The organism is Stenotrophomonas maltophilia (assembly GCF_001274595.1).
Classification (GTDB): domain Bacteria; phylum Pseudomonadota; class Gammaproteobacteria; order Xanthomonadales; family Xanthomonadaceae; genus Stenotrophomonas; species Stenotrophomonas forensis.
Genome location: NZ_CP011010.1, coordinates 1,514,183 through 1,536,252, shown reverse-complemented (window position 1 = coordinate 1,536,252; position 22,070 = coordinate 1,514,183). Strand labels below are relative to the sequence as shown.

The following is a 22,070-nucleotide window of genomic DNA, read 5'->3' as shown; positions in this document are numbered from 1 at the left end:
CGGTCCCCGGCGTCACCGTTGACGGCCGGGGTCAACTCAGCCGGCGCGACCCGGCGGCACCACCTGCGCACTGGCCGGCCACTGCACCACGGCTTCCAGCCCGCCTTCGGCGCGATTGCGCAACCACAGGCGCGCACCATCCTTCTCGGCCAGCGCGCGGGCAATGGTCAGCCCCAGCCCGGCACCACCGGTTTCGCGCGAGCGCGAAGTTTCCACCCGCACGAACGGGTCGAACACCGCTTCCAGCTGGTCCTCGGCCAGCCCGGGGCCATCATCGGCCACCATCACGGTGATCGCGCCGCCACTGCGCTCCACCCGTACGCGCACGCGCTGGGCATACATCACCGCGTTGTCCACCAGGTTGGAGAACAGGCGGTGCATGGCCAGCGGGCGCAGCATCAGCACCGCTCCGGTCCCGCCTTCGAAGACGACATCGGCGCCCCCTTCGGCGGCATCTTCAACGATGCTCTCCAGCAGTGAATCCAGGTCCAGCGCCGCGCGCTGCTCGGCACTTTCGGCGCTGCGTGCCAGTTCCAGGCCTTCGCGCACCAGTGCCTGCATCGCCGCCAGATCGCCGATCAGGCGCTCGCGCAGCACCTCGTCGGTGACATTTTCCAGGCGCAGGCGCAGGCGGGTCAGCGGGGTCTGCAGGTCGTGGGTGATCGCCGCCAGCATCTGCGTGCGCTCGGCCAGATGCCGCTGCAGGCGGTGCTGCATCGCGTTGAAGGCTTCCGCCGCACGCTGCACTTCGCGCGGTCCGCGCAGGGGCAGCGGATCACGCTGCAGGTCATCGCCCAGGTCTTCGGCGGCGGCCGCCAGCTCCTGCAGCGGCGCGCTGGCCATGCGCGCGACGATGTACGCCAGCACCGCGATCGCCAGCACCAGCAGGGTCAGGAACCACGGGTCGACGGCGAGGATGCCGTTGTGGGCCACCGCTGGCGAGTCCAGCGCCAGCTTCAGCAGCGTACCGTCGTTGAGGGTCACGTCGACCGCGCGGCACTTGGGCGGAATGAACGCCGGATCGCGCTCGCGCGGATGCTTGCGATGCCCGGGCGGCGGCGGCGGCGGCAGCAGATCCTGCAGCTTCGGGATGCAGGAGCGGAACGAGGTGAAGTGCACGTGCGCGCGCGACACCGGGCCGGGCCGGTCATCGAGCACTTCCATCAAGGCCGTATCGGCCCGGCCCAGGCGCGCACCCGGCAACAGCGCACGCACGCTGGGGCCACCGACCTCCAGCAGCCGCTCGCGCAGTTCGGGGTTGCCGTCGAGCAGGTTGACGTAGCCCTGCAGGCGGTCGGCGATGCGATTCAGGTTCTGCCGCTCGAACTCCTGCTGGCGCTTGGAGGTGGCCAGCATGGTCGCGCCGATCGCGGCCACGCTCATGCCCAGCAGCAGGATCACGAACAGCCGCCCGACCATCGAGGACAGGAAATGGCGCAGGCGCTTCATCGCGACCTATTCCAGGTTGACCGACGAGGCCAGCACGTAGCCTTCGTTGCGCACCGTCTTGATCAGGCCGTCCGGCCCGCCGTCATCGCCCAGCTTGTTGCGCAGCCGGCTGACCTGCAGATCGATCGCGCGGTCCTGCGCCTCGTAGTTGCGGCCACTGCTGAGCGCCACCAGCTGCTCGCGCGACAGCACCTTGTTGGCATGCGCGATGAACACCCGCAGCAGCCGGAACTCGGCACCGGACAGCACCACCACGCGATCGTCCGGGTCCACCAGGTGGCGGTGCTCCAGGTCGAAGATCCAGCGCGAGAAGCGCGCCCGGCGTACCGCCAACGGCTCCAGGTTGGCCGGCAGCGCTTCGGTGCGGCGCAGCACGTTGCGGATGCGCGCCAGCAGCTCGCGCGGCTCGAACGGCTTGGCCAGGTAATCATCGGCGCCCATTTCCAGGCCCAGCACGCGGTCGATCGGCTCGGCACGCGCGGTGAGCATGATCACCGGGGTGTTCGAGCGCGCGCGCAGGTCGCGGCACAGGGTCAGGCCATCTTCGCGTGGCAGGTTGAGGTCGAGCACGATCAGGTCCACGTGCTCGCGGTCCAGCAGCTGGCGCATGGCGGTGCCATCGGCGGCCGTGCTCACCTGGTAACCGGCGCGGCCAAGCTGTTCGGCCAGCAGGGTCCGGATGTCGTTGTCGTCGTCGACGATCAGCAATCGATGCATCGTGTTTTCAGTCTCCATGTCGCGATCATCCCGTGTCGGCAGCTGAACCGCATCCGGGGCAATGCGTACCAGTGTATCCAGCCAAGGCCGCGATACCTGTGGTTACGCGTATTCACCGACAGTGTTACATAGAGACATACCCCGAGGATTGGCCCCCTGCCGGTCGATCTTCACAATGCCCACCAACGCCGCTGCCGCGGCCCCGAGAGTGAAGCCACGACGTGAGTTTCCGCCTGCTGCCCGCGACCCGCCGGGGTCGACTGATACTGATCGCCCTGCTTGCCCTTGCCGTTGCCGTCGCTGCCTGGTGGCTGCTGCGCAAGCCTGCCGCCCCGGCGGTGGCGACCACCCCGGTCAGCCGCGGCGACATCGAGCAGACCGTGGAGGCCACCGGCGTGATCGATGCCTACAAGCTGGTCAGCGTCGGTGCGCAGGCCTCGGGCCAGATCAAGTCGCTGAAGGTGCAGCTGGGCGACACGGTGAAGGAAGGCGACCTGATCGCCGAGATCGACGCCACCACCCAGCAGAACCAGGTGCTCAACGCGCAGGCCTCGCTGGACCAGGTCACCGCCCAGCGCGCGGTGCAGCAGGCCACCCTGCGCCAGGCCGAACTGGAGTTCGCGCGCCAGCAGCAGATGCTGGCCGCCGAGGCCACCTCGCGCCAGGAATACGATGCCGCCGAGGCGCAGCTGAAGACCGCCCGTGCCCAGCTGCAGTCCTACGAGGCGCAGATCAAGGGCCGCGAAACCGAGCTGGGCACCGCCCGCGCCAACCTGGCCTATACCCGCATCACCGCGCCGATGGACGGCACCGTGGTCGCGGTGGTGGCCGAGGAAGGCCGTACCGTCAACGCCAACCAGACCGCACCGACCATCGTCATGCTGGCGCGGCTGGACGTGGTTACCGTCAATGCCGAGATCTCCGAGGCCGACGTGGTCAAGATCAAGGCCGGCATGCCGGTGTACTTCACCACGCTGGGCGACCCGGACCGCAAGTACCACGCCAAGCTCCGCCAGATCAATCCGGCGCCGGCCTCGATCGCCAACGAGAGCTCGTCCAGTTCCAGCAGCTCGTCCAGCTCCAGCTCCAGCAGCGCGGTCTACTACAACGCGCTGTTCGACGTGGAGAACCCGGACGGCACGCTGCGCATCGACATGACCGCCCAGGTCTCGGTGCTGCTGAAGCAGGCCAAGGGCGTGCTGATGGTGCCGTCGGTGGCACTGGGGCCCAAGCGCCGTGGCGATGAGCGCATGGTGCGGGTGCTGGACGACAAGGGCCAGCCGCAGCCGCGCAAGGTCACCGTGGGCATCAACAACGGTGCATCCGCCGAGATCCTGTCCGGGCTGAAGGAAGGCGAGCGCGTGGTGGTGGGCGAAGCCAGCGCGGCCGGTGCCGCCGCCGGCGGCGGCAACCGTGGCGGCATGCAGATGCGGGTCGGTGGCCCGGGCATGGGGCGCCGATGAGCATGACGGCGCCGCTGCTGCGCCTGCGCGACCTGCGACGCGAATTCCCGGCCGGCGAGGATGTCATCGCCGTGCTGCGCGACGTGAATCTGGATATCCATGCCGGCGAGATGGTGGCCATCGTCGGCCAGTCCGGTTCGGGCAAGTCGACGCTGATGAACATCCTCGGCTGCCTCGACCGCCCGACCCGCGGCAGTTACCAGGTGGCCGGCCGCGAAACCGGAAAGATGGAACCGGACGAGCTGGCCGAGCTGCGCCGCGAGCATTTCGGTTTCATCTTCCAGCGCTACCACCTGCTGGGCGATCTGGATGCGCGCGGCAACGTGGAAGTGCCGGCGGTGTATGCCGGCAGCCCCGGCCCGGTGCGCAACGCGCGTGCCGAGCAGCTGCTGCAGCGGCTGGGCCTGGGCGACCGCATGCACCACAAGCCGGGCCAGCTGTCCGGCGGCCAGCAGCAGCGCGTATCGATCGCGCGCGCGCTGATGAATGGTGGCGAGGTGATCCTGGCCGATGAACCGACCGGCGCACTCGACACGAAATCCGGCGAGGAAGTGATGGCGATCCTCGGTGAGCTGCATGCCGAAGGCCACACCATCATCATCGTCACCCATGACATGAGCGTGGCCCAGCACGCACAGCGCATCATCGAGATCCGCGACGGCGAGATCATCGCCGATCGCGCCAATCCGGATGCGCCGAGCTACCGCGCGCAGCGCGAAGCCAGCACCGGCGTCTCCCACGGCAACAGCTGGCGGGCCGCCCGCGACCGCTTCACCGAAGCGTTCCGCATGGCCCTGCTGGCGATGAACGCACATCGGCTGCGCACCTTCCTGACCATGCTCGGCATCATCATCGGCATTGCCTCGGTGGTCTCGGTGGTGGCGCTGGGCAACGGCTCACAGCAGCAGATCCTGCAGAACATCAGCGCACTGGGCACCAACACCATCGACGTCTACCCCGGCCGCGGCTTCGGCGACATGCGCTCGGCACGCGTGCAGACGCTCAAGGCCAGCGATGCCGACGCCCTGGCGAAGCAGAGCTACGTGGACAGTGCCACCCCCAGCGTGTCGACCTCGGTCACCGCGCGCTACCGCAACCAGTCCTCCACCGCCCAGGTCAGCGGTGTTGGCGAGCAGTTCTTCCGGGTCAAGGGCGTAACCCTGCTCAGCGGCAGCTTCTTCGATGCCGATGCGGTGAAGGGCCTGGGCCAGGTGGCGGTGATCGACGAGAACACCCAGACCCAGTTCTTCCCCGATGTCGACCCGGTGGGCCAGGTGATCCTGCTCGGCAACGTGCCGGCGCGCGTGGTGGGCGTGGCCAAGCGCCAGAGCTTCGGTTTCGGTGGCAGCACCAGCCTGAGCGTGTGGGTGCCGTACACCACGGTGATGTCGCGCATGCTGGGCCAGAGCCACGTATCCAGCATCACCGTGCGTGTGGATGACAGCACTCCGATGGATGCCGCACAGGAAGCGATCACCCGCCTGCTGACGATGCGCCACGGCACCGAGGATTTCTTCCTCAGCAACAGCGCCGAGATCCGCGACACCATCGAGCAGACCACGCGCACGATGACCCTGCTGATCGGCGCGATCGCCGCCATCGCACTGCTGGTCGGCGGCATCGGCGTGATGAACATCATGCTGGTCTCGGTGACCGAGCGTACCCGCGAGATCGGCGTGCGCATGGCCGTCGGTGCACGGCAGAGCGACATCCGCCAGCAGTTCCTGATCGAAGCGGTACTGGTGTGCCTGCTCGGCGGCGTGCTCGGCATCGGCCTGGCCCTGCTGCTGGGCTCGATGATCGGCCGCTTCGCCAGCGACTTCCAGGTGCTGTTCTCCACGGCCTCGATCATCGCTGCGTTCGCCTGCTCGACCCTGATCGGCGTGGCGTTCGGATTCCTGCCGGCGCGCAACGCGGCGCAGCTCGACCCGGTGGAGGCCCTGGCCCGCGAATGAAGATGATGACCCGACTGCCCTTCCCTGCTCCCTCGCGCCTGCTGCTGGCTGGCGCCGTGCTGCTCGCCCTGTCCGCCTGTGCGTCGGTCGGCCGCTATCCGATAAAGGAACCGGACGTGGCGGCCAGCTACGGCCGGGGCGATGCCACCCTCAACGCACCGGCCGACGACCCGCGCAGCAGCCTGGACACACCGGGCCGCGACATCCGCCAGGACACCTGGTGGACCGGCTTCGGCGATGAACGCCTCGACCGCCTGGTGGCGCAGGCACTGGCCGCCAACAGCGACCTGGCCGCCGCCGGCCTCGCCGTGCAGCGTTCGCGCCTGCAGGCCGGGCTGGCCAGCAACGCGCTATGGCCGCAGCCGTCGTCATCCGGCGTCAGCGGCAGCGCCAGCCGCGCCACCGACCAGGCTGACGACTGGCGTCGCAGCTACTCCACCGGCGTCTCGCTGGGCTGGGAAGTGGACCTGTGGGGCCGCCTGCGCACCCAGCGCGACATCGCCCGCTGGGAGGCCGAGGCGAGCGAGGAAGACCGCCAGAACACCGCGCTGCTGGTGATCGGCGACACCATCAACCAGTACTGGAACCTGGCCTACCTCAACCAGTCGATCGCCACCGGCCAGGCCAACCTGGAGCGCCTGGAGCGCACCCGTGAACTGGTGCAGGCCCGCTTCGACGCCGGTGCGGTATCGCGCCTGGAAGTGCGCCAGGCACTGCAGAACCTGCAGTCGCAGCGCTCCTCGCAGAGCGCGCTGGAACAGCAGCGGGTGGAGGCGCGCAATGCACTGACCGTGCTGCTGGATGGCACGCCCTGGCCGCAGCAGGACGAACCGCAGGACCTGCTGGGCGCACGCAGTCCCGCCATCACCGAGGGCCTGCCGACCGACCTGCTCGGCCGCCGTCCCGACCTGCGCGCGGCCGAACTGCGCCTGCGCAACAGCCTGAAGACCATCAAGGTGACCGCCACCCAGTACTACCCGGCGCTGAGCCTGACCGGCAGCCTCGGTTCCAGCGCCACGTCATTGGGTGATGTGCTGCGCAACCCGGTGGCCACGCTGGGCGCCGGCCTGTCGTTGCCGTTCCTCAACCTGCAGCGCGCGCAGCTGGATACCGACATCGCGGGCACCGCCTACCAGATCGCCGCCACCAACTTCCGCAAGACGCTGTACACCGCGCTCTCTGAAGTGGACAACGCGCTGTCGGCACGTGAGCAGCTGGCGCGCCAGGTCGCGGCCTCGCAGGCCTCGTACGACGAAGCGGTGGAAGTGGAGCGCGCGCAGGAAGTGCGCTATCGCGTGGGTGCCACCGACCTGCGCACCTGGCTGGAAGCACAGCAGACCCGGCGCGATGCCGAGCTGTCGCTGGCGCGCGTGCGCCAGGGCCAGCTGAACAACGACGTGACCCTGTTCAAGGCGCTGGGCGGCAGCGCGGGGTGAGGCGATGCGGGGCTGCGCCCCGCACCCGCCAAAACAACGTCAACATCAACGTCAACAACGGGGCATTCCGTTGAATGACGTCATACACCGCCTTGGTAGGTGTCGACCTTGGTCGACACGGTAGCGCCGGGCCATGCCCGGTGAGCCCGCAGCGCCGCACGAAAAAGGAGCACAAAAAAGGGTCAGAGCCCCCTCCTGCGGAGAGGGATCTGACCCCCGATCAATCATCCAGCAGTGCCGATCAACCGCGCTGGCGCACGGCCTCGAACAGGCTGACGCCGGCGGCGACGGAGACGTTCAGGCTCTCGATCTCGCCCGGCATCGGGATCTTGACCAGGCCATCGCAGTTCTCGCGGGTCAGGCGGCGCAGGCCATCGGCTTCGCCGCCCAGCACCAGCGCGATGTTGCCCTTCAGGTCCAGTTGGTACAGCGAAGCGGTCGCTTCACCGGCCAGGCCGTAGATCCACACGCCCTGCTTCTGCAGGTCCTTCAGGCAGCGCGACAGGTTGGTCACCGCCACCACCGGAATGCGGTCGGCGGCACCGGCCGAGGTCTTGCGCACGGTGGCGTTGACCGTGGCCGACTTGTCCTTGGGAATGATCACCGCAGTGGCACCGGCGGCCGCCGCCGAGCGCAGGCAGGCGCCGAGGTTGTGCGGGTCCTGCACTTCATCCAGCACCAGCAGCAGGGCCTTGCCCTCGGCCGCGGTAACCAGGCCTTCCAGCTCGTTCTCGCTGTAGGTACGGGCGGCGGCATAACGCGCGGCCACACCCTGGTGGCGCACCGAACCGCCCACGCCATCCAGCGCCTGGGCGTTCACCTTGCGCACGTCGATACCCTTGCGGCGGGCGTTTTCCTCGATTTCGGTCAGGCGCGGATTCTTCGCACCGGCCTCGACCAGCACTTCGCGGACGTTCTCGGCGTCGTTCTCGATGGAGGAGGCGACGGCGTTGACGCCGACGATCCACTGGCTGTTCTTGCTCATGCGGGCGGGGACCGGAAAGGGGGTGGCTATGGTAGAGCATCGGCGGGCCGGGCGCTGCGGCGGCGGCCACCCGCCAGCCGAGCGTAGGCCCGGCTCTACAGGTGGGTCATCGACTGCGCGGCGGCCAGTGCGGGGTGTCGTGGTCGGGGTGCTGGTGGGACACGATCGTGGCCAGGAACGCCAGCGACGCGACGTCGTCCTCGGTGCGCCGCGCCGGCAGGCCGCCCAGCGCATCGACGAATGGCAGCTTGCGCTCCACCCCGTACTGGATCGTCGGCGGCAGGCGCTCGGGCTGGTCGAAGGCGCCGGCAGCGATTGCCACGCCGTCGGGCGCCTCGTAGGTCAGCGGGGTGCCACAGTCGGCACAGAACCCCCGCCGGACCACGTTGGACGACTGGAAGTAACGCGGCTGGCCGCGGGTCCAGCTGAACTGCACGCCGCGCACCGACACCAGCGGCGCGTAGTAGGCACCGAAGGCCTTCTGGCACATCCGGCAATGGCAGATCGAGCTGTCGGTCAGCGCGCCGCGCGCCTGGAAGCGGATCGCGCCGCACTGGCAGCCGCCGCTGTACTCGGGTTGGCCCTGCATGGTGCGTTCCTCCGCAAAATCGTGTCGACCAAGGTCGACACCTACCGGGTGAGGTGGGTGCCGACCGTTGGTCGGCACGCCTTTCAATACTGCTTCTTGGTGCGCTTGGCCGGCTTGCCCCGCTCGGGCAGCGGCGGCAGCCCGTCGCCCTCGTCCTCGCCCTTGTGCTCGACCAGGCGGAAGTCGATCTTGCGTTCTTCCATGCTGGCCTTCAGCACCAGGATGCGCACGCGGTCGCCCAGCCGGTAACTGCTGCCACGGCGTTCGCCGGTCAGCGTCTTGCGGGTGGCGTCGAACTTGTAATAGTCCTGCGGCAGCTGGGTGACATGCACCAGGCCCTGCACCTTCGACTCGTCCAGTTCCACGAACAGGCCGAAGCTGGTCACGCCGCTGATCACGCCGTCGAACTGCCCGCCGACGTGCTTTTCCATCCACGCCGCGCGGTAACGCTCGTCGACCTCGCGCTCGGCCTCATCGGCGCGACGCTCACGCTCGGAACACTGCAGCGCCAACGCGGCCATTTCGCGCGCGTTGTAGGTGAACTTGTCCAGCGGCTTGCCGGACAGCGCGTGCTTGATCGCGCGATGCACCAGCAGATCGGGGTAGCGGCGGATCGGCGAAGTGAAGTGCGCGTACGCCTCCAGCGCCAGGCCGAAGTGGCCGTGGTTGTCCGGGCTGTAGATCGCCAGGCTCTGGCTGCGCAGCAGCACCGATTCCAGCAGCGTGGCATCGGGGCGGTCGCGGATCTTCTTCAGCAGCTTGGTGTAGTCGCCGGGGCGCACCTTCGACCACGGCGGCAGGCTCAGCTTGAACTCCTTGAGGAATTCCAGCAGGTCGGCGTACTTGGTTTCCGGTGGCTTCTCGTGGATGCGGTACGGGGCCGGCACGTGGCGCGACAGCAGGTACTTGGCCGCCTCGACGTTGGCCGCGATCATGCATTCCTCGATCAGCTTGTGCGCGTCGTTGCGCACCAGCATGCCGGCCTGGGTCACTTCGCCGCGGTTGTCCAGCACGAAACGCACTTCGCTGCTTTCGAACTCGATGGCACCGCGCTTGGCGCGCGCCTTCGACAGCACTTTGTACAGCTGGTGCAGGCGCTGCACCTGCGGCAGCAGATCGCCCATCCAGGCCTTGGTATCGGCATCATCCTCGCCCACAGCCTTCCACACCTGGGTGTAGGTCAGGCGCGCGTGCGAGTTCATCACCGCTTCGTAGAAGCGCGAATGGGTGACCAGGCCGTCGCGGTCGATCTGCATGTCGCAGACGAAGCACATGCGGTCGACCTTGGGCATCAGCGAGCAGATGCCGTTGGACAGGGTCTCCGGCAGCATCGGCACCACGAAGCCCGGGAAGTACACCGAGGTCGCGCGCTTCTGCGCCTCCTCGTCCAGCGGCGTGCCGGGGCGCACGTAGTTGGAGACGTCGGCGATCGCCACCACCAGGCGGAAACCATCGGCATTCGGTTCGCAGTACACCGCGTCGTCGAAGTCCTTGGCATCCTCGCCGTCGATGGTGACCAGTGGCGTGCTGCGCAGATCGACGCGGTCGCCGATCATCGACGGCTCGACTACCAGTGGTACCGACGCAGCTTCGTCCAGTACTTCCTGCGGGAACTCGAACGGCAGTTCGTGGCCGTGGATGGCGGTCTCCACCACCAGCGAGGCGGTCAGCTTGTCGCCGAGCACGGCGATGATGCGACCGATCGGCGGGCGGCGGCTGTCCGGTGCCTGGGTCAGTTCGCAGACCACCAGCTGGCCGTCGCGCGCGCCACCGGTCTGGTCCGGCGGCACCTGCACGTTGCGCTGCACGCGCTTGTCGTCGGGCACCACGTAGTTGATGCCCATCTCGACGCTGAAGCGGCCAATCAGGCGGGTCATGCCACGTTCCAGCACGCGGGCGATGCTGCCCTCGCGGCGGCCGCGATGGTCGATGCCGGTCACGCGCGCGAGCACCTTGTCGCCGTGCATCACCTTGCGCATTTCATACGGCGGCAGGAACAGGTCGTCGCCGCCTTCGACCGGGCGCAGGAAGCCGAACCCTTCCGGGTTGGCGATCACCACGCCGGTGACCAGGTTCAGGGTCTGGATCGGGGCGAAGCCACCGCGCCGGTTCTGTACCAGCTGGCCGTCGCGGACCATGGCGCCGAGCCGGCGCGACAGCGCTTCGGCCCGGTCCGGCGCACCCAGGCCCAGGCGTGCGCCCAGTTCTTCGGCGGTCTGCGGCCCTTCGCAACGCTCCAGCAGGGCCAGGATGGCCTCGCGGCTGGCGATGGGTTGTTCGTACTTTTCTGCCTCGCGGGCGGCATAGGGATCGTCGATCACCTTGCCGGTCGGCGGCAGCTTGCGGCCCGGAGCCGGGCCCGGTGCATCATCACCGTGGCGCTTGCGGCCACGCGGCGGCGCGCCGCCGTCATTCAATTCGGGGAACCAGCCCGGCAGCGGCTTGCCCGGCTTGGTGGTGCGGGCCGCGCCCGCCTTGGCGCCCTTCTTCGGGGCCTGGCTGCGGGACTTGCTCCCGCCCTTGCTTGGTTTTTTGGTAGTCATCGACCTACATGGTAGCCGGTGACGGCGTGCAGAACGGGTCAGTGGCCGCCTTGAAGGCATTGCGTGAAAAAATTGCAGGAAGTCGTTGACAGCCTGCGGATTCATCTTCACAATTGCGCCTCTGGAACGCCCAGGTGGCGGAATTGGTAGACGCACTAGTTTCAGGTACTAGCGGGTAAAACCGTGGAGGTTCGAGTCCTCTCCTGGGCACCAACGAAAAAACTCCTCGCTCCGGCGGGGATTTTTTTTGCCTGCTGCATGGCGATGGATCCTGATCCCTGATCGACAGGCGTGGTCGGGAATTCAGAATGGCTTCACCAGGGTGTTGACACCCCCGTAACAACACCCCATAATCTCGCTCCTCGACGCCCAGGTGGCGGAATTGGTAGACGCACTAGTTTCAGGTACTAGCGGGTAAAACCGTGGAGGTTCGAGTCCTCTCCTGGGCACCATGTCGAGAATGAGAAAAACCCGCGAGAGCGGGTTTTTTCATGTCCGGAATCCGGGCCTTCGTAGCGTCGAGCCATGCTCGACTGCACCGGTCCGTAGAGTCGAGCTTGCTCGACTGATGCCATGCAGGACGAAGCGCAAAGCAGTCGAGCAAGCTCGACTCTACGTACACGGGCGGCAGGGCGCTTCAGAAAAACGGTCGCAGCACCAGCTCCAGCCCGAGCAGCAGCAGGAACCCGAGGAAGCAGGCGCGGAACACCCGCGCACTGATCCGCTGCCGGATCAGCTGCCCCAGCCACATTCCCAGCAGCGCGGGTATCACCGCCAGCGCGCTCAGGCCCAGTTGCTGGATACCGAACGCGCCGTGCAGCACCAGGCCGGTGGTCAGCGAAATCGTCGACACCGTAAACGCCAGCCCCAGCGCCTGCACCAGTTCTTCGCGCTGCAATCCCAGCGACTGCAGGTACGGCACCGCCGGCATCACGAACACACCGGTCGCGCCGGTCACCACGCCCGACAGCGCCCCCACCAGCGGCCCCAGCCAACGCTCGCACCGCTGCGGCACGCGGAACACCGGGGCCAGCAGCGCATACGCCGCGTAGACCACCAGCGCCACGCCAAGTGCCATGCGCGACCAGGTGCGATCGACCCTCACCAACAGCGCGGCCGCGCCCAGCGTCACCACCACCACCGCCAGCATCATCGGCCACAGCCGCCGCACGATGTGGCCCAGTGACGGCCCGGACACCAGCTGCCATGCATTGGTGACGAAGGTCGGAATGAACAGCATCGACGCCGCCGCCACTGGGGACAGCGCGCCACCGAGCAGGCCCATGGCCACCGTCGGCAGGCCCATCCCGGTCACGCCCTTGACCACGCCGGCCAGCACGAACACCACCACCAGCAACACGTAGAAGTACATCGATTCATTCATGCCTTCATTGGATCGGGCCACCGCCCGGCGCACAATGCGGTCTTCCCGGCCTCGCCTTCGGCTGATCCGAAGGCTCAGGCGTTGCAATGAGGGCACGACATGCGGATGGACATCGCCGACCTGCGCCTGTTCCTGGCCATCGCCGAAGCCGGCAGCATCACGGCCGGCGCAGCGCAGGCGAACCTGGCGCTCGGCTCGGCCAGTGAACGCCTGCGCACGATCGAAGCCGACGCCGGTACGGCATTGTTGAACCGGCACCCGCGCGGAGTCAGCCTGACCGAGGCCGGCGCTGCCCTCGCCCACCATGCCCGCCTGATCCTGCGGCAGCAGGCGCAGCTGCGCGGCGAGCTGCAGGCGTTCGCGCATGGCGCGCGCGGCACCCTGCACCTGTATGCCAACACTGCGGCGCTGACCAACTACCTGCCCGCGCGGCTCGCACCGTGGCTGGCCGAACGCCCGCGCCTGCATGTCGAACTGCTGGAACGGACCAGTCCTGAAGTCGTGCGTGCGATCAGTACCGGCCAGGCCGAGGCCGGCATCATCAGCGACGCGGTCGATGCCGCCGGCCTGCAGCAGCATGTGGTGGCCGAAGATCCGCTGGTGATGCTGCTGCCCGCAGACCACCGCCTCGCATCGCGGCGCAGCGTGGCCTTCGCCGATGTGGCCGGCGAGACCTTCGTTGCGCTGGCCGATGGCAATGCACTGCAGACCTACATTGAAGACCAGGCGCGCGACATCGGGCGCCGCCTGGACGTGCGTATCCGCATGAAGACCTTCGAAGGCGTGTGCATCATGGTCGGCCACGGCATCGGGGTCGGCATCGTGCCGCGTACCATCGCCCGCCAGCATCGGCGCAGCACGCACACTGTCGCGGTACCGCTTGCCGATGCGTGGGCTCAACGTCGCCTGTGCGCCTGTTTTGCCGAGTGGACGCAGCTGTCGCCGGCGATGCGCAGCCTGCTGCATCACCTGGGCGTGCAGCCGCAGAAAAAAGCGTGAAATCTTGTTGACACATCTTCTGCCGTTCCCCATAATTCGTCTCCTGAGTCGCCCAGGTGGCGGAATTGGTAGACGCACTAGCTTCAGGTGCTAGCGGGGGCAACTTCGTGGAGGTTCGAGTCCTCTCCTGGGCACCATGACTCAGCAAATGATCAAACCCGCGCAAGCGGGTTTTTTCATGCCGTCATCCAGGCACATCAACGCGACGCGTGCATGCATCACGATGAGGCTGCAAACAAAAACCCCGCCTTGCGGCGGGGTTTTGTTTTTCATCAACACTGGTCGGTCAATGCCCGCCACCGGCCGAGGCCGCACCTGCACCGGCGCCGAACGGCGGCTTGGCCAGCCACAGGAAGGCAATGATCGCCAGGAAGATCCAACCCAGCAGGAAGAAGATGTCGTTGAAGCCCATCTGCGATGCCTGGTGGTTGATCATGTTGTTCAGCACCGCCGCGCCATGTTGCAGATCACCCTGCCCCATTGCCGCCACCTGGTCCTGCATGCCCGGCTGATAGGCCGAGATGTGCTCGGTCAGGTCGGCATGGTGCACCTGGGTGCGCCGCGCCCACAGCCACGTCGTCAGCGACGCCGCAAAGCTGCCACCCAGCGTACGCAGGAACGTCGCCAGGCCCGAGCCTGCCGCGATCTCGCGACCATCCAGGTCCGACAACAGGATCTGCAGCACCGGCATGAAGAACAGCGCCACACCAATACCCATGATCAGCTGCACGCCGGCCACGTGCATGTAGTCAACCTGCAGGTTGAAGTTCGAACGGAGGAAGCTGGTCATCGACAGCACGATGAAGGCCACCGTGGCCAGCATGCGCATGTCGAAGCGCGATGCGTACTTGCCCACGAACGGGGTCATGATCACCGGCAGGATGCCGATCGGCGCGGTCGCCAGGCCCGCCCAGATCGCGGTGTAACCCATGTCACGCTGCAGCCACTGCGGGATCAGCAGGGCCACGCTGAAGAACGCCGCATAGGCCACCACCATCGCCAGCGTACCGGCGCGGAAGTTGCGATGGCGGAACAGCTTCAGGTCGACGATCGGATCCTTGTCGGTCAGCTCCCAGATCAGGAACACCGTCAGTGCCACCACGGCCACGCAGGCCAGCACCACGATCTTCATCGACGAGAACCAGTCCTCGTCGTTACCCAGGTCGAGCACCAGCTGCAGCGCGCCAACACCGATCACCAGGGTGATCAGTCCGACGTAATCCATCTTCGGCTTCTCGATCTGCTCCGGGCGCCCCTTCAGCTGGTTGCCCACCACCAGCGCGGCGAAGATGCCCAACGGCACGTTGATCAGGAAGATCCATTCCCAGCTGTAGTTGTCGGTGATCCAGCCACCGAGGATGGGGCCGCAGATCGGCGCCACCACGGTGATCATCGCCAGCAGCGCCAGCGCCTGCCCGCGTTTCTCGCGGGGATAGATCGAGACCAGCAGTGACTGCGTGATCGGATACATCGGGCCGGCCACGAAGCCCTGCAGCGCGCGTGATACCACCAGCATGCCCATGCTCTGCGCCAGGCCGCATAGCAGCGAGGTGATGACGAAGGCCAGCGTGGCCCAGACGAACAGCTTGCGCTCTCCGAAGCGGCGGCTGAGCCAGCCGGTCAGCGGCAGCGCGATGGCCGTGCTGACCGCGAACGAGGTGATGACCCAGGTCGCCTGCTGCGAACTGGCACCGAGATTACCGGCGATGGTCGGCAGCGAGACGTTGGCGATGGTGGTGTCGAGCACCTGCATGAACGACGCCATCGCCAGGCCCACGGTGCACAGGGCGACGCTGGGCGGCAGGAACCCGGAGGCCGCACCCGGCGCCGCCGGGGCGCCCGGAGCACCGGGCGCGGCTGGAGCTTGTGCGGACATGGCGACCTCAGCCCACCTTCGCCTGCTGCTGCGGCAGGTTGCCCTGGATGATCGTGTGGATCACCTCATCGGCATCATGCAGCTGCTTGGCATACACGTCGGTGTCGAACACCGTGCCCTTGGCCGGGGTGCTCGGCAGCACTTCACCCTTCTGGTCGCGCAGGCTCACTTCGGCCTTCATCGACAGGCCGATGCGCAGCGGGTGCTCGGCCAGCTGCTTGGCATCGATGGCGATGCGCACCGGCACGCGCTGCACGATCTTGATCCAGTTGCCGCTGGCGTTCTGCGCCGGCAGCAGCGAGAACGCCGAGCCGGTGCCCAGGCCCAGGCTCTGGATGCGGCCCTTGTACTTCACGTCACCGGCGTACAGGTCGGACTTCAGCTCCACTTCCTGGCCCAGGCGCATGTGGCGCAGCTGGGTTTCCTTGAAGTTGGCCTCGACCCACATCTGCTCGGTCGGCACCACGGCCATCAGGGCATTGCCCGGCTGCACGCGCTGGCCGACCTGCACCGAACGACGGGCAACATAGCCGGTGACCGGCGCGACGATGCCGGCGCGGGCGTTGTTGAGGAAGGCCTGGCGCAGCTGCGCGGCGGCCGCCTGCACGTCCGGCTGGGTGGCGATCACGGTGTCGTCAACCAGCGCGCGGTTGCGCTCGACGGTCTCGCGCGAACCGGCCACGGCCGCTTCGGCGGCCGCCAGCTCATCGCGGGCATGGGCCAGTTCTTCGTTGGAGATGGCACCGGTGGCGGCCAGGTCCTTGCGGCGGGCGAAGTCGTCGCGCACGCGCTTCAGGGTCACCTGGCGGGCATTCAGGTCTGCCTGCGCGCCCTCCACGCTGCGGTACAGGCCGCGGGTCTGGCGCACCGTCTTGGCCAGGTTGGCTTCGGCCTGCTGCAGCGCCACCGAGGTGTCGGACGGGTCCAGCTGCACCAGCAGCTGGCCGCGCTCGACGCGCATGCCGTCATCGGCGTTGATGGCGACCACGGTACCGGCCACCAGCGGGGTGATCTGCACCTGGTTGCCCTGCACGTAGGCATCGTCGGTCTCTTCGAACCAACGGCCGAACATGAAGTACCACAGCGCCAGTGCGGCAAGCAGCAGCACGACGATCACGAACAGGCCGCGCAGCAGGTTGCCGCGGCGGTTGGAGGCGGCCGGGGCCGCGGTGTCTTGGGTCTGGCTCATGGCGGAGGTCTTCAGGAATGCGAGGAATCGGAATGGGAGGCAATCGGGGCGCGGTCGGCGTCAGCGGGCTGGAAACCACCGCCCAAGGCCTTGCTCAGGCGCACCGAGGTCTGCACCTGCTGCGACTGCAGGCCGGCCAGCTGCTGCTGCGATTGCAGCAGGGTGGACTGCGCGGTCAGCACGTCCAGGTAGCTGCCGATGCCGGCGCGGTAGCGCTGCTGGGCCAGGTCGAAGGCCGAACGTGCGGTGTCCACGGCCTGCTGCTGCGCGTGCGCCTGCTGTGCCAGCGAACGCACCGCATTGACCTGGTCGGCGACGTCGCGCAATGCGTCGAGCACGGCCTGGTTGTAGTTGGCCACCGCCAGGTCGTACTGCGCATCGGTGTTGGCCAGGTTGGCGCGCAGCTTGCCGCCTTCGAAGATCGGCAGGCTCAGCGCCGGGCCGATGTAAGCGAAGGTGGAACTGCTCTTCAGCAGGTCGCCCACGTTCGGGGCGACCACGCCGGCCAGCGCAGTCAGGTTGAAGCTTGGGTAGAACTTGGTCCTGGCAACTTTGATCTGCTTGTCGGCCGCTTCCACGCGCCAGCGCGCAGCCACGATATCCGGGCGACGGCCAAGCAGTTCGCTCGGCAGCACGCCCGGCAGCTGCAGTGCCATCGGGTTCAACGGCTGCGGGCGCTGGATCGACAGGCCCCGGTCCGGCCCCTTGCCGACCAGCGCGGCCAGCGCGGTGCGGGCAGCGTCGATGCGCTGCTGCGCGGCCAGCACCTGCTGCTGCGCGGCCGGCACGCGGGCCTCGGCCTGGCGCACCTGCAGGTCACTGTCGATGCCGGCGCTGCGGCGCTGGCGGGTCAGCTGAAGCGACTTCTGCGAGCGGGTCAGTTCTTCCTCGGCCACGTCATTGAGCTGCCAGGCGTAGGCCAGGTCGGCGTAAGCCTGGGCGATGCCGGTGGACAGGTTCAGGCGTGCCGCCTGGGCTTCGACCGTGGCGGCATGCGCGCCATCCACGGCCGCTTCCCAGGCCGCGCGCTTGCCGCCCCACAGGTCCACGCCGTAGCTGAAGTCGAAGGCAACCTGGCTGCTGCCGCCGTAGCGGCCGCCCATCTCGCTGCCGACCATCGATTCGGGCAGGCGCAGGCCAGTGTAGCCACCGGACACCGACAGGCTGGGCAGCTGATCGGCACGTGCGGTGCCGACCTGGGCCTGGGCCTGGCGCAGGCGTGCATCGGCGGCGTCCAGGCTCGGGTGGCCGGCGAGGCCTTCAGCGATCAGCGCGTCCAGCTGCGCGTCGCCCAGTGCCTTCCACCAGTCCTGCGCCGGGAAACCGGTGGCGCTCAGGTCGGTGTCGGCCAGGGTGCGTTCGCTGTGCAGGCTGTCCACCTCAAGCACGTGGCCCTGCGGGGTGAGGCCGCGGCTGCTGGCGCAGGCGGCCAGGGCCAGGGCCAGCGCTGACACCAGCAGCGCGCGCCCGGACCGGCGGAGAGTGGGATGCGGGATCGGGTTCATGGGGTCGTCAGTGAATCGCGGATTCGGGTAAGGAGGGACAGCAGCAGCGTGCGCTCATCGGCGGAAAGATCACGCAGCGCGTAATCCATCACCGCATCGCCGCGCAGCTTCAGCCGCGCCCACAGCGCGCGGCCTTCGTCGGTCAGCACGATCTGCAGTGCACGCCGGTCCTGCGCATGCGGCTCGCGGCGGACGCAGCCCAGCGCTTCCAGCTTGTCCAGCAGGCGAGTGACCGCACTGGGCACCTGGTCGATGGCCTGGGCCAGTTCGTTGGCGGTACAGGGGGCCATGTGCGAAAGCACCTTCAGCCCGATGTAGTGGGTGAAGCCGATGCCCAGATCTTCTTCAGCCATGGACGCGTCGAGTTGGCGGACCAGGCCGTCGCGCACCTGGCGCAGCAGCAGGCCGAAGCTGGGGGGAGTGGTTGCAGGACAGATCATGGGGGAGCATTCTCTTCCAAAAAAAATATTTCTCAATGGAAATATTCGATCTGGCATCGAATGCTGTGTTGCAGCAGCGGGCTCGATCAGTGAAGGCGCCTACCTTAATGATCTGGTCAGGTGGCCCGGTAGTACAATCCAGCCAATGGATGACACATTTCAGCCAGCGGATATGATGAACAAGGCAGAAATCCCCCCTCCCAAGCGCCTGCTGCGTGACGACGCGCTGGACTGGTTCGAGCGCAACGATGGCCCACCGGTCGTCGCCTTCCGCTTCGACAGCCCGCAGGGCCTGGTCCGCGAAGTGGACTGGCACCACCACCAGCGCGCGCAGCTGATCTGTGTCGAGCGCGGCCTGCTGACCACCCGCACCTCGCACGGCACCTGGTCACTGGCGCCGGGTTCGGCCGGCTGGATGCCGCCGCTGGAGCCGCATACGGTCACCCTCGACGGGCCGTTGCGCGGATGGGGCATGGCCCTGGCAGCGCCTGCCTGCTCCACCCTGCCCTCCGATCCGTGCGTGCTGGGCCTGTCCAAGCTGGCCCAGGCGCTGGCCGACCGCATCTGCGAATGGCCGCTGGGCTATGCCACCACGCCCGAACGCCAGCACATCATCGACGTGCTGCTGGACGAGATCCGCACCGCGCCACGCCAGCGCATGCACCTGCCGATGCCGCATGACCGGCGCCTGCTGAAGATCGCCTCACAGCTGCTGGCCGACCCGTCCGACGAGCGCAGCCTGGCCGAATGGGCGCACTGGGCCGGGCTTTCCCCGCGCAGCCTTACCCGCCACTTCCGCGACGAGACCACCCTCAGCTTCGCCCAGTGGCGGCAGCAGGCCCGCCTGTCCGAGGCCCTGCGCCAGCTGACCGACGGCCGCAGCGTGGCCGATATCGCCCATGCGCTGGGCTTCAGCAGCGCCAGCGCCTTCGTCACCGTGTTCCGCCGCCACTTCGGGCTGCCACCCGGGCGCTACCTGGCACGCGCCGGGCATGGCCTGGAAACCGGGCTGGACCCTGCGCGCGGCTTGGCATCCCCCGCCGCATCCGGATAATCACAGGATTGCGAGCGGCGACCGCCGTCGCCGCCTCCCGACAACAGGTAACAACGCCGCATGACCGAACTTGCCCGCCCCGTGTTCCACGGATTCGAACAACTGCCGCTGCGCGAGTACGCCGAGCGCGCCTACCTCGACTACTCGATGTACGTGGTCCTGGACCGCGCTCTGCCGTTCATCGGCGACGGCCTGAAGCCGGTGCAGCGCCGCATCATCTATTCGATGAGCGAGCTGGGCCTGAATGCCGCGTCCAAGCCGAAGAAGTCCGCGCGCACCGTCGGTGACGTCATCGGTAAATACCACCCGCACGGCGACAGCGCGTGCTACGAAGCGCTGGTGCTGATGGCCCAGCCGTTCTCGTACCGCTATCCGCTGATCGAGGGCCAGGGCAACTTCGGCTCCAGCGACGACCCGAAGTCGTTCGCGGCGATGCGTTACACCGAATCCAAGCTGACCCCGATCGCCGAAGTGCTGCTGGGCGAACTTGGCCAGGGCACCACCGACTGGGCGCCGAACTTCGACGGCACCCTGCAGGAACCGACCTGGATGCCGGCGCGGCTGCCGCACCTGCTGCTCAACGGCACCACCGGCATCGCCGTGGGCATGGCCACCGACGTGCCGCCGCACAATCTCAACGAGATCGTCAGCGCGCTGCTGCACCTGCTGGACAACCCCGAGGCCAGCGTGCGCGACCTGTGCGAACACGTGCAGGGCCCGGACTACCCGTCCAGCGCCGAGATCATCACCGCGGCCAGCGATCTGCGGAACATGTACGAGACCGGCAACGGCAGCGTGCGTGCGCGTGCGACCTTCACCAAGGAAGCCAACAACATCGTGGTCACGGCGCTGCCGTTCCAGGTGTCGCCGTCGAAGGTGATCGAGCAGATCGCCGCGCAGATGCGCGCCAAGAAGCTGCCGTGGCTGGAAGACATCCGCGATGAGTCCGACCACGCCAACCCGGTGCGGGTGGTGCTGGTGCCGCGCTCCAACCGCGTCGACGCCGAACAGCTGATGGGCCACCTGTTCGCGACCACGGACATGGAGCGCAGCTACCGCGTCAACCTCAACGTGATCGGGCTGGACGGCCGTCCTCAGGTGAAGAACCTGAAGATGCTGCTCAGCGAATGGCTGACCTTCCGCAGCAATACCGTCACCCGCCGCCTGCAGCACCGCCTGCAGAAGGTCGAGCGCCGCCTGCACCTGCTGGAAGGCCTGCTGGTCGCCTTCCTCAACCTGGACGAGGTGATCCACATCATCCGTACCGAGGACGAACCGAAGGCAGCGCTGATCGCGCGCTTCGGCCTGTCCGACGACCAGGCCGAGTACATCCTGGAAACCAAGCTGAAGCAGCTGGCGCGCCTGGAAGAGATGAAGATCCGCGGCGAGCAGGACGAGCTGGCCAAGGAGCGCGAGAAGATCCTTGGCATCCTCGACAGCAAGGCCAAGCTGAAGAAGCTGATCCGCGACGAACTGACCGCCGATGCCAAGAAGTTCGGCGACGCACGCCGTTCGCCGCTGGTGCAGCGCCAGGCCGCGCAGGCCATCGACGAGACCGAGCTGGTGCCGAGCGAGCCGATGACCGTCGTGCTGTCGGAGAAGGGCTGGATCCGTGCCGCCAAGGGCCACGACGTCGATGCGTCCGCCCTGTCCTACCGCGATGGCGACGCCCTGCAGGGCGCGGTGCGCGCGCGCAGTACCCAGCAGGTCGCGTTCCTCGACAGCGAGGGCCGCGCCTACTCGACGCCGGTGCATACCCTGCCGTCCGCTCGCGGCAACGGTGAACCACTGACCGGCCGCTTCTCGCCGGCGCCGGGCACCAGCTTCGTCACCCTTGCAAGCGCCGAACCGGACACCCGCTTCGTGCTGGCCTCCAGCCATGGCTACGGCTTCGTCACCCGCTTCGAGAACCTGATCGGCCGCAACAAGGCCGGCAAGGCGATGCTGAACCTGTCGGCCGGCTCGTCGGTGCTGATCCCTTCGGTGGTTGCCAACGTCGCCACTGATCGCATCGTGGCGGTGACCAGCTCGGGCAACCTGCTGGCGATCGCCGCCAACGACCTGCCGGAACTGGACAAGGGCAAGGGCAACAAGATCATCGAGATCCCCAAGGCCAAGCTCGCCACCGAGCGGGTCGTGGCGATCGTGGCGATCAGCCCGGGCCAGACCCTGCAGGTGCGCAGCGGCCAGCGCACCATGGGCCTGAAGTTCAACGAGCTGGACGCCTATCTCGGCGCCCGCGCCACCCGCGGCCACCTGTTGCCGCGTGGCTGGCAGAAGGTGGAAGGCCTGTCGGTGGAGTGACCGGTAGTGCCGGCCGCTGGCCGGCAACTGCTGAATGTTGCTCGGATCCAACGTTGCCGGCCAGCGGCCGGCACTACCGGAATCCAGGGACGTCAGACACGAAAAAGCCGGGGCATGCCCCGGCTTTTTCGTTGTCGGCTGGCGGGCGGTGGAGCAGCTGGCGGGCGAAGGCTGGCTGGCGG

Annotated in this window: 17 protein-coding genes and 3 tRNA genes; 9 read left to right on the top strand and 11 right to left on the bottom strand. The window is 67.7% G+C overall.

Translation table 11 applies throughout. The annotated features are described in order from the left end of the window. Positions 1-36 precede the first annotated feature (36 nt). Positions 37-1,449, bottom strand: coding sequence for an ATP-binding protein (locus tag VN11_RS07055; protein ID WP_053449238.1), 1,413 nt, complete (start codon positions 1,447-1,449; stop codon positions 37-39). 6 nt (positions 1,450-1,455) lie between these two features. Continuing rightward, complete coding sequence (locus tag VN11_RS07050; protein ID WP_006427862.1) at positions 1,456-2,184, bottom strand: response regulator; 729 nt, start codon at positions 2,182-2,184, stop codon at positions 1,456-1,458. Between the two features lie 203 nt (positions 2,185-2,387). Between VN11_RS07050 and VN11_RS07045 the strand changes: the two genes are divergently transcribed. The 3 genes from VN11_RS07045 to VN11_RS07035 are packed head-to-tail and all read left to right on the top strand — an operon-like array spanning position 2,388 to position 7,020. Beyond that, complete coding sequence (locus VN11_RS07045) at positions 2,388-3,629, top strand: efflux RND transporter periplasmic adaptor subunit (RefSeq protein ID WP_053449237.1); 1,242 nt, start codon at positions 2,388-2,390, stop codon at positions 3,627-3,629. Then, positions 3,626-5,584 (top strand): MacB family efflux pump subunit, encoded by a 1,959-nt coding sequence (locus VN11_RS07040; protein ID WP_006427858.1) that lies wholly within the window; start codon positions 3,626-3,628, stop codon positions 5,582-5,584. The genes VN11_RS07045 and VN11_RS07040 overlap by 4 nt, the downstream gene beginning before the upstream one ends. Beyond that, positions 5,581-7,020 carry a TolC family protein gene (locus tag VN11_RS07035; RefSeq protein WP_053449236.1) on the top strand — a complete coding sequence of 480 codons (1,440 nt, stop codon included), beginning with the start codon at positions 5,581-5,583 and terminating at the stop codon, positions 7,018-7,020. The genes VN11_RS07040 and VN11_RS07035 overlap by 4 nt, the downstream gene beginning before the upstream one ends. Before the next feature lie 241 nt (positions 7,021-7,261). On the opposite strand, the gene rlmB is transcribed toward VN11_RS07035, so the two are convergent. From rlmB to rnr, 3 genes are all read right to left on the bottom strand, one after another. Further along, on the bottom strand, positions 7,262-8,005 hold the full coding sequence (gene rlmB / locus VN11_RS07030) for a 23S rRNA (guanosine(2251)-2'-O)-methyltransferase RlmB (protein WP_008265272.1): 744 nt from the start codon (positions 8,003-8,005) through the stop codon (positions 7,262-7,264). 106 nt (positions 8,006-8,111) lie between these two features. Then, complete coding sequence (locus tag VN11_RS07025; protein WP_053449235.1) at positions 8,112-8,594, bottom strand: GFA family protein; 483 nt, start codon at positions 8,592-8,594, stop codon at positions 8,112-8,114. Between the two features lie 83 nt (positions 8,595-8,677). Next, entirely contained in the window at positions 8,678-11,137 is a 2,460-nt protein-coding gene (gene rnr, locus VN11_RS07020; protein WP_053449234.1) for a ribonuclease R, read from the bottom strand. A 128-nt stretch (positions 11,138-11,265) separates the two neighbouring features. On the opposite strand from rnr, the gene VN11_RS07015 reads away from it, so the two are divergent. Together VN11_RS07015 and VN11_RS07010 are read left to right on the top strand one after the other, a co-directional pair. After that, positions 11,266-11,350: transfer RNA gene (locus VN11_RS07015), tRNA-Leu, on the top strand. Positions 11,351-11,504: 154 nt separating this feature from the next. After that, a tRNA-Leu gene (locus tag VN11_RS07010) sits at positions 11,505-11,589 on the top strand. A 185-nt stretch (positions 11,590-11,774) separates the two neighbouring features. Here the strand turns inward: VN11_RS07010 and VN11_RS07005 are convergent. Continuing rightward, positions 11,775-12,521, bottom strand: coding sequence for a sulfite exporter TauE/SafE family protein (locus tag VN11_RS07005; RefSeq protein WP_053449233.1), 747 nt, complete (start codon positions 12,519-12,521; stop codon positions 11,775-11,777). Between the two features lie 99 nt (positions 12,522-12,620). On the opposite strand from VN11_RS07005, the gene VN11_RS07000 reads away from it, so the two are divergent. Further along, positions 12,621-13,520: a LysR family transcriptional regulator gene (locus VN11_RS07000; protein ID WP_053449232.1), complete on the top strand. Its 900-nt coding sequence runs from the start codon at positions 12,621-12,623 to the stop codon at positions 13,518-13,520. 50 nt (positions 13,521-13,570) lie between these two features. Continuing rightward, positions 13,571-13,657, top strand: a tRNA-Leu gene (locus VN11_RS06995). 4 nt (positions 13,658-13,661) lie between these two features. On the opposite strand, the gene VN11_RS22830 is transcribed toward VN11_RS06995, so the two are convergent. From VN11_RS22830 to emrR, 5 genes are read right to left on the bottom strand one after another with little or no spacing between them, the layout of a single operon-like run. Continuing rightward, positions 13,662-13,793 carry a hypothetical protein gene (locus VN11_RS22830; RefSeq protein WP_265349064.1) on the bottom strand — a complete coding sequence of 44 codons (132 nt, stop codon included), beginning with the start codon at positions 13,791-13,793 and terminating at the stop codon, positions 13,662-13,664. 13 nt (positions 13,794-13,806) lie between these two features. Continuing rightward, the gene (gene emrB, locus VN11_RS06990; RefSeq protein WP_006427717.1) at positions 13,807-15,396 is read right to left on the bottom strand and encodes a multidrug efflux MFS transporter permease subunit EmrB; all 1,590 of its coding nucleotides are present in this window, start codon (positions 15,394-15,396) and stop codon (positions 13,807-13,809) included. A 7-nt stretch (positions 15,397-15,403) separates the two neighbouring features. Beyond that, positions 15,404-16,585: a multidrug efflux MFS transporter periplasmic adaptor subunit EmrA gene (emrA, locus tag VN11_RS06985; RefSeq protein WP_053449231.1), complete on the bottom strand. Its 1,182-nt coding sequence runs from the start codon at positions 16,583-16,585 to the stop codon at positions 15,404-15,406. Between the two features lie 11 nt (positions 16,586-16,596). Further along, on the bottom strand, positions 16,597-18,090 hold the full coding sequence (emrC, locus tag VN11_RS06980) for a multidrug efflux transporter outer membrane subunit EmrC (protein ID WP_053449230.1): 1,494 nt from the start codon (positions 18,088-18,090) through the stop codon (positions 16,597-16,599). After that, the gene (emrR, locus tag VN11_RS06975) at positions 18,087-18,530 is read right to left on the bottom strand and encodes a multidrug efflux system transcriptional regulator EmrR (RefSeq protein WP_005408766.1); all 444 of its coding nucleotides are present in this window, start codon (positions 18,528-18,530) and stop codon (positions 18,087-18,089) included. The genes emrC and emrR overlap by 4 nt, the downstream gene beginning before the upstream one ends. Before the next feature lie 172 nt (positions 18,531-18,702). Here emrR and VN11_RS06970 point away from each other — a divergent pair, with 172 nt between their 5' ends. Next, positions 18,703-19,584: a helix-turn-helix domain-containing protein gene (locus tag VN11_RS06970; RefSeq protein ID WP_180878278.1), complete on the top strand. Its 882-nt coding sequence runs from the start codon at positions 18,703-18,705 to the stop codon at positions 19,582-19,584. Between the two features lie 60 nt (positions 19,585-19,644). Beyond that, entirely contained in the window at positions 19,645-21,888 is a 2,244-nt protein-coding gene (gene parC / locus VN11_RS06965; protein ID WP_053449228.1) for a DNA topoisomerase IV subunit A, read from the top strand. Positions 21,889-22,070: the final 182 nt, after the last annotated feature.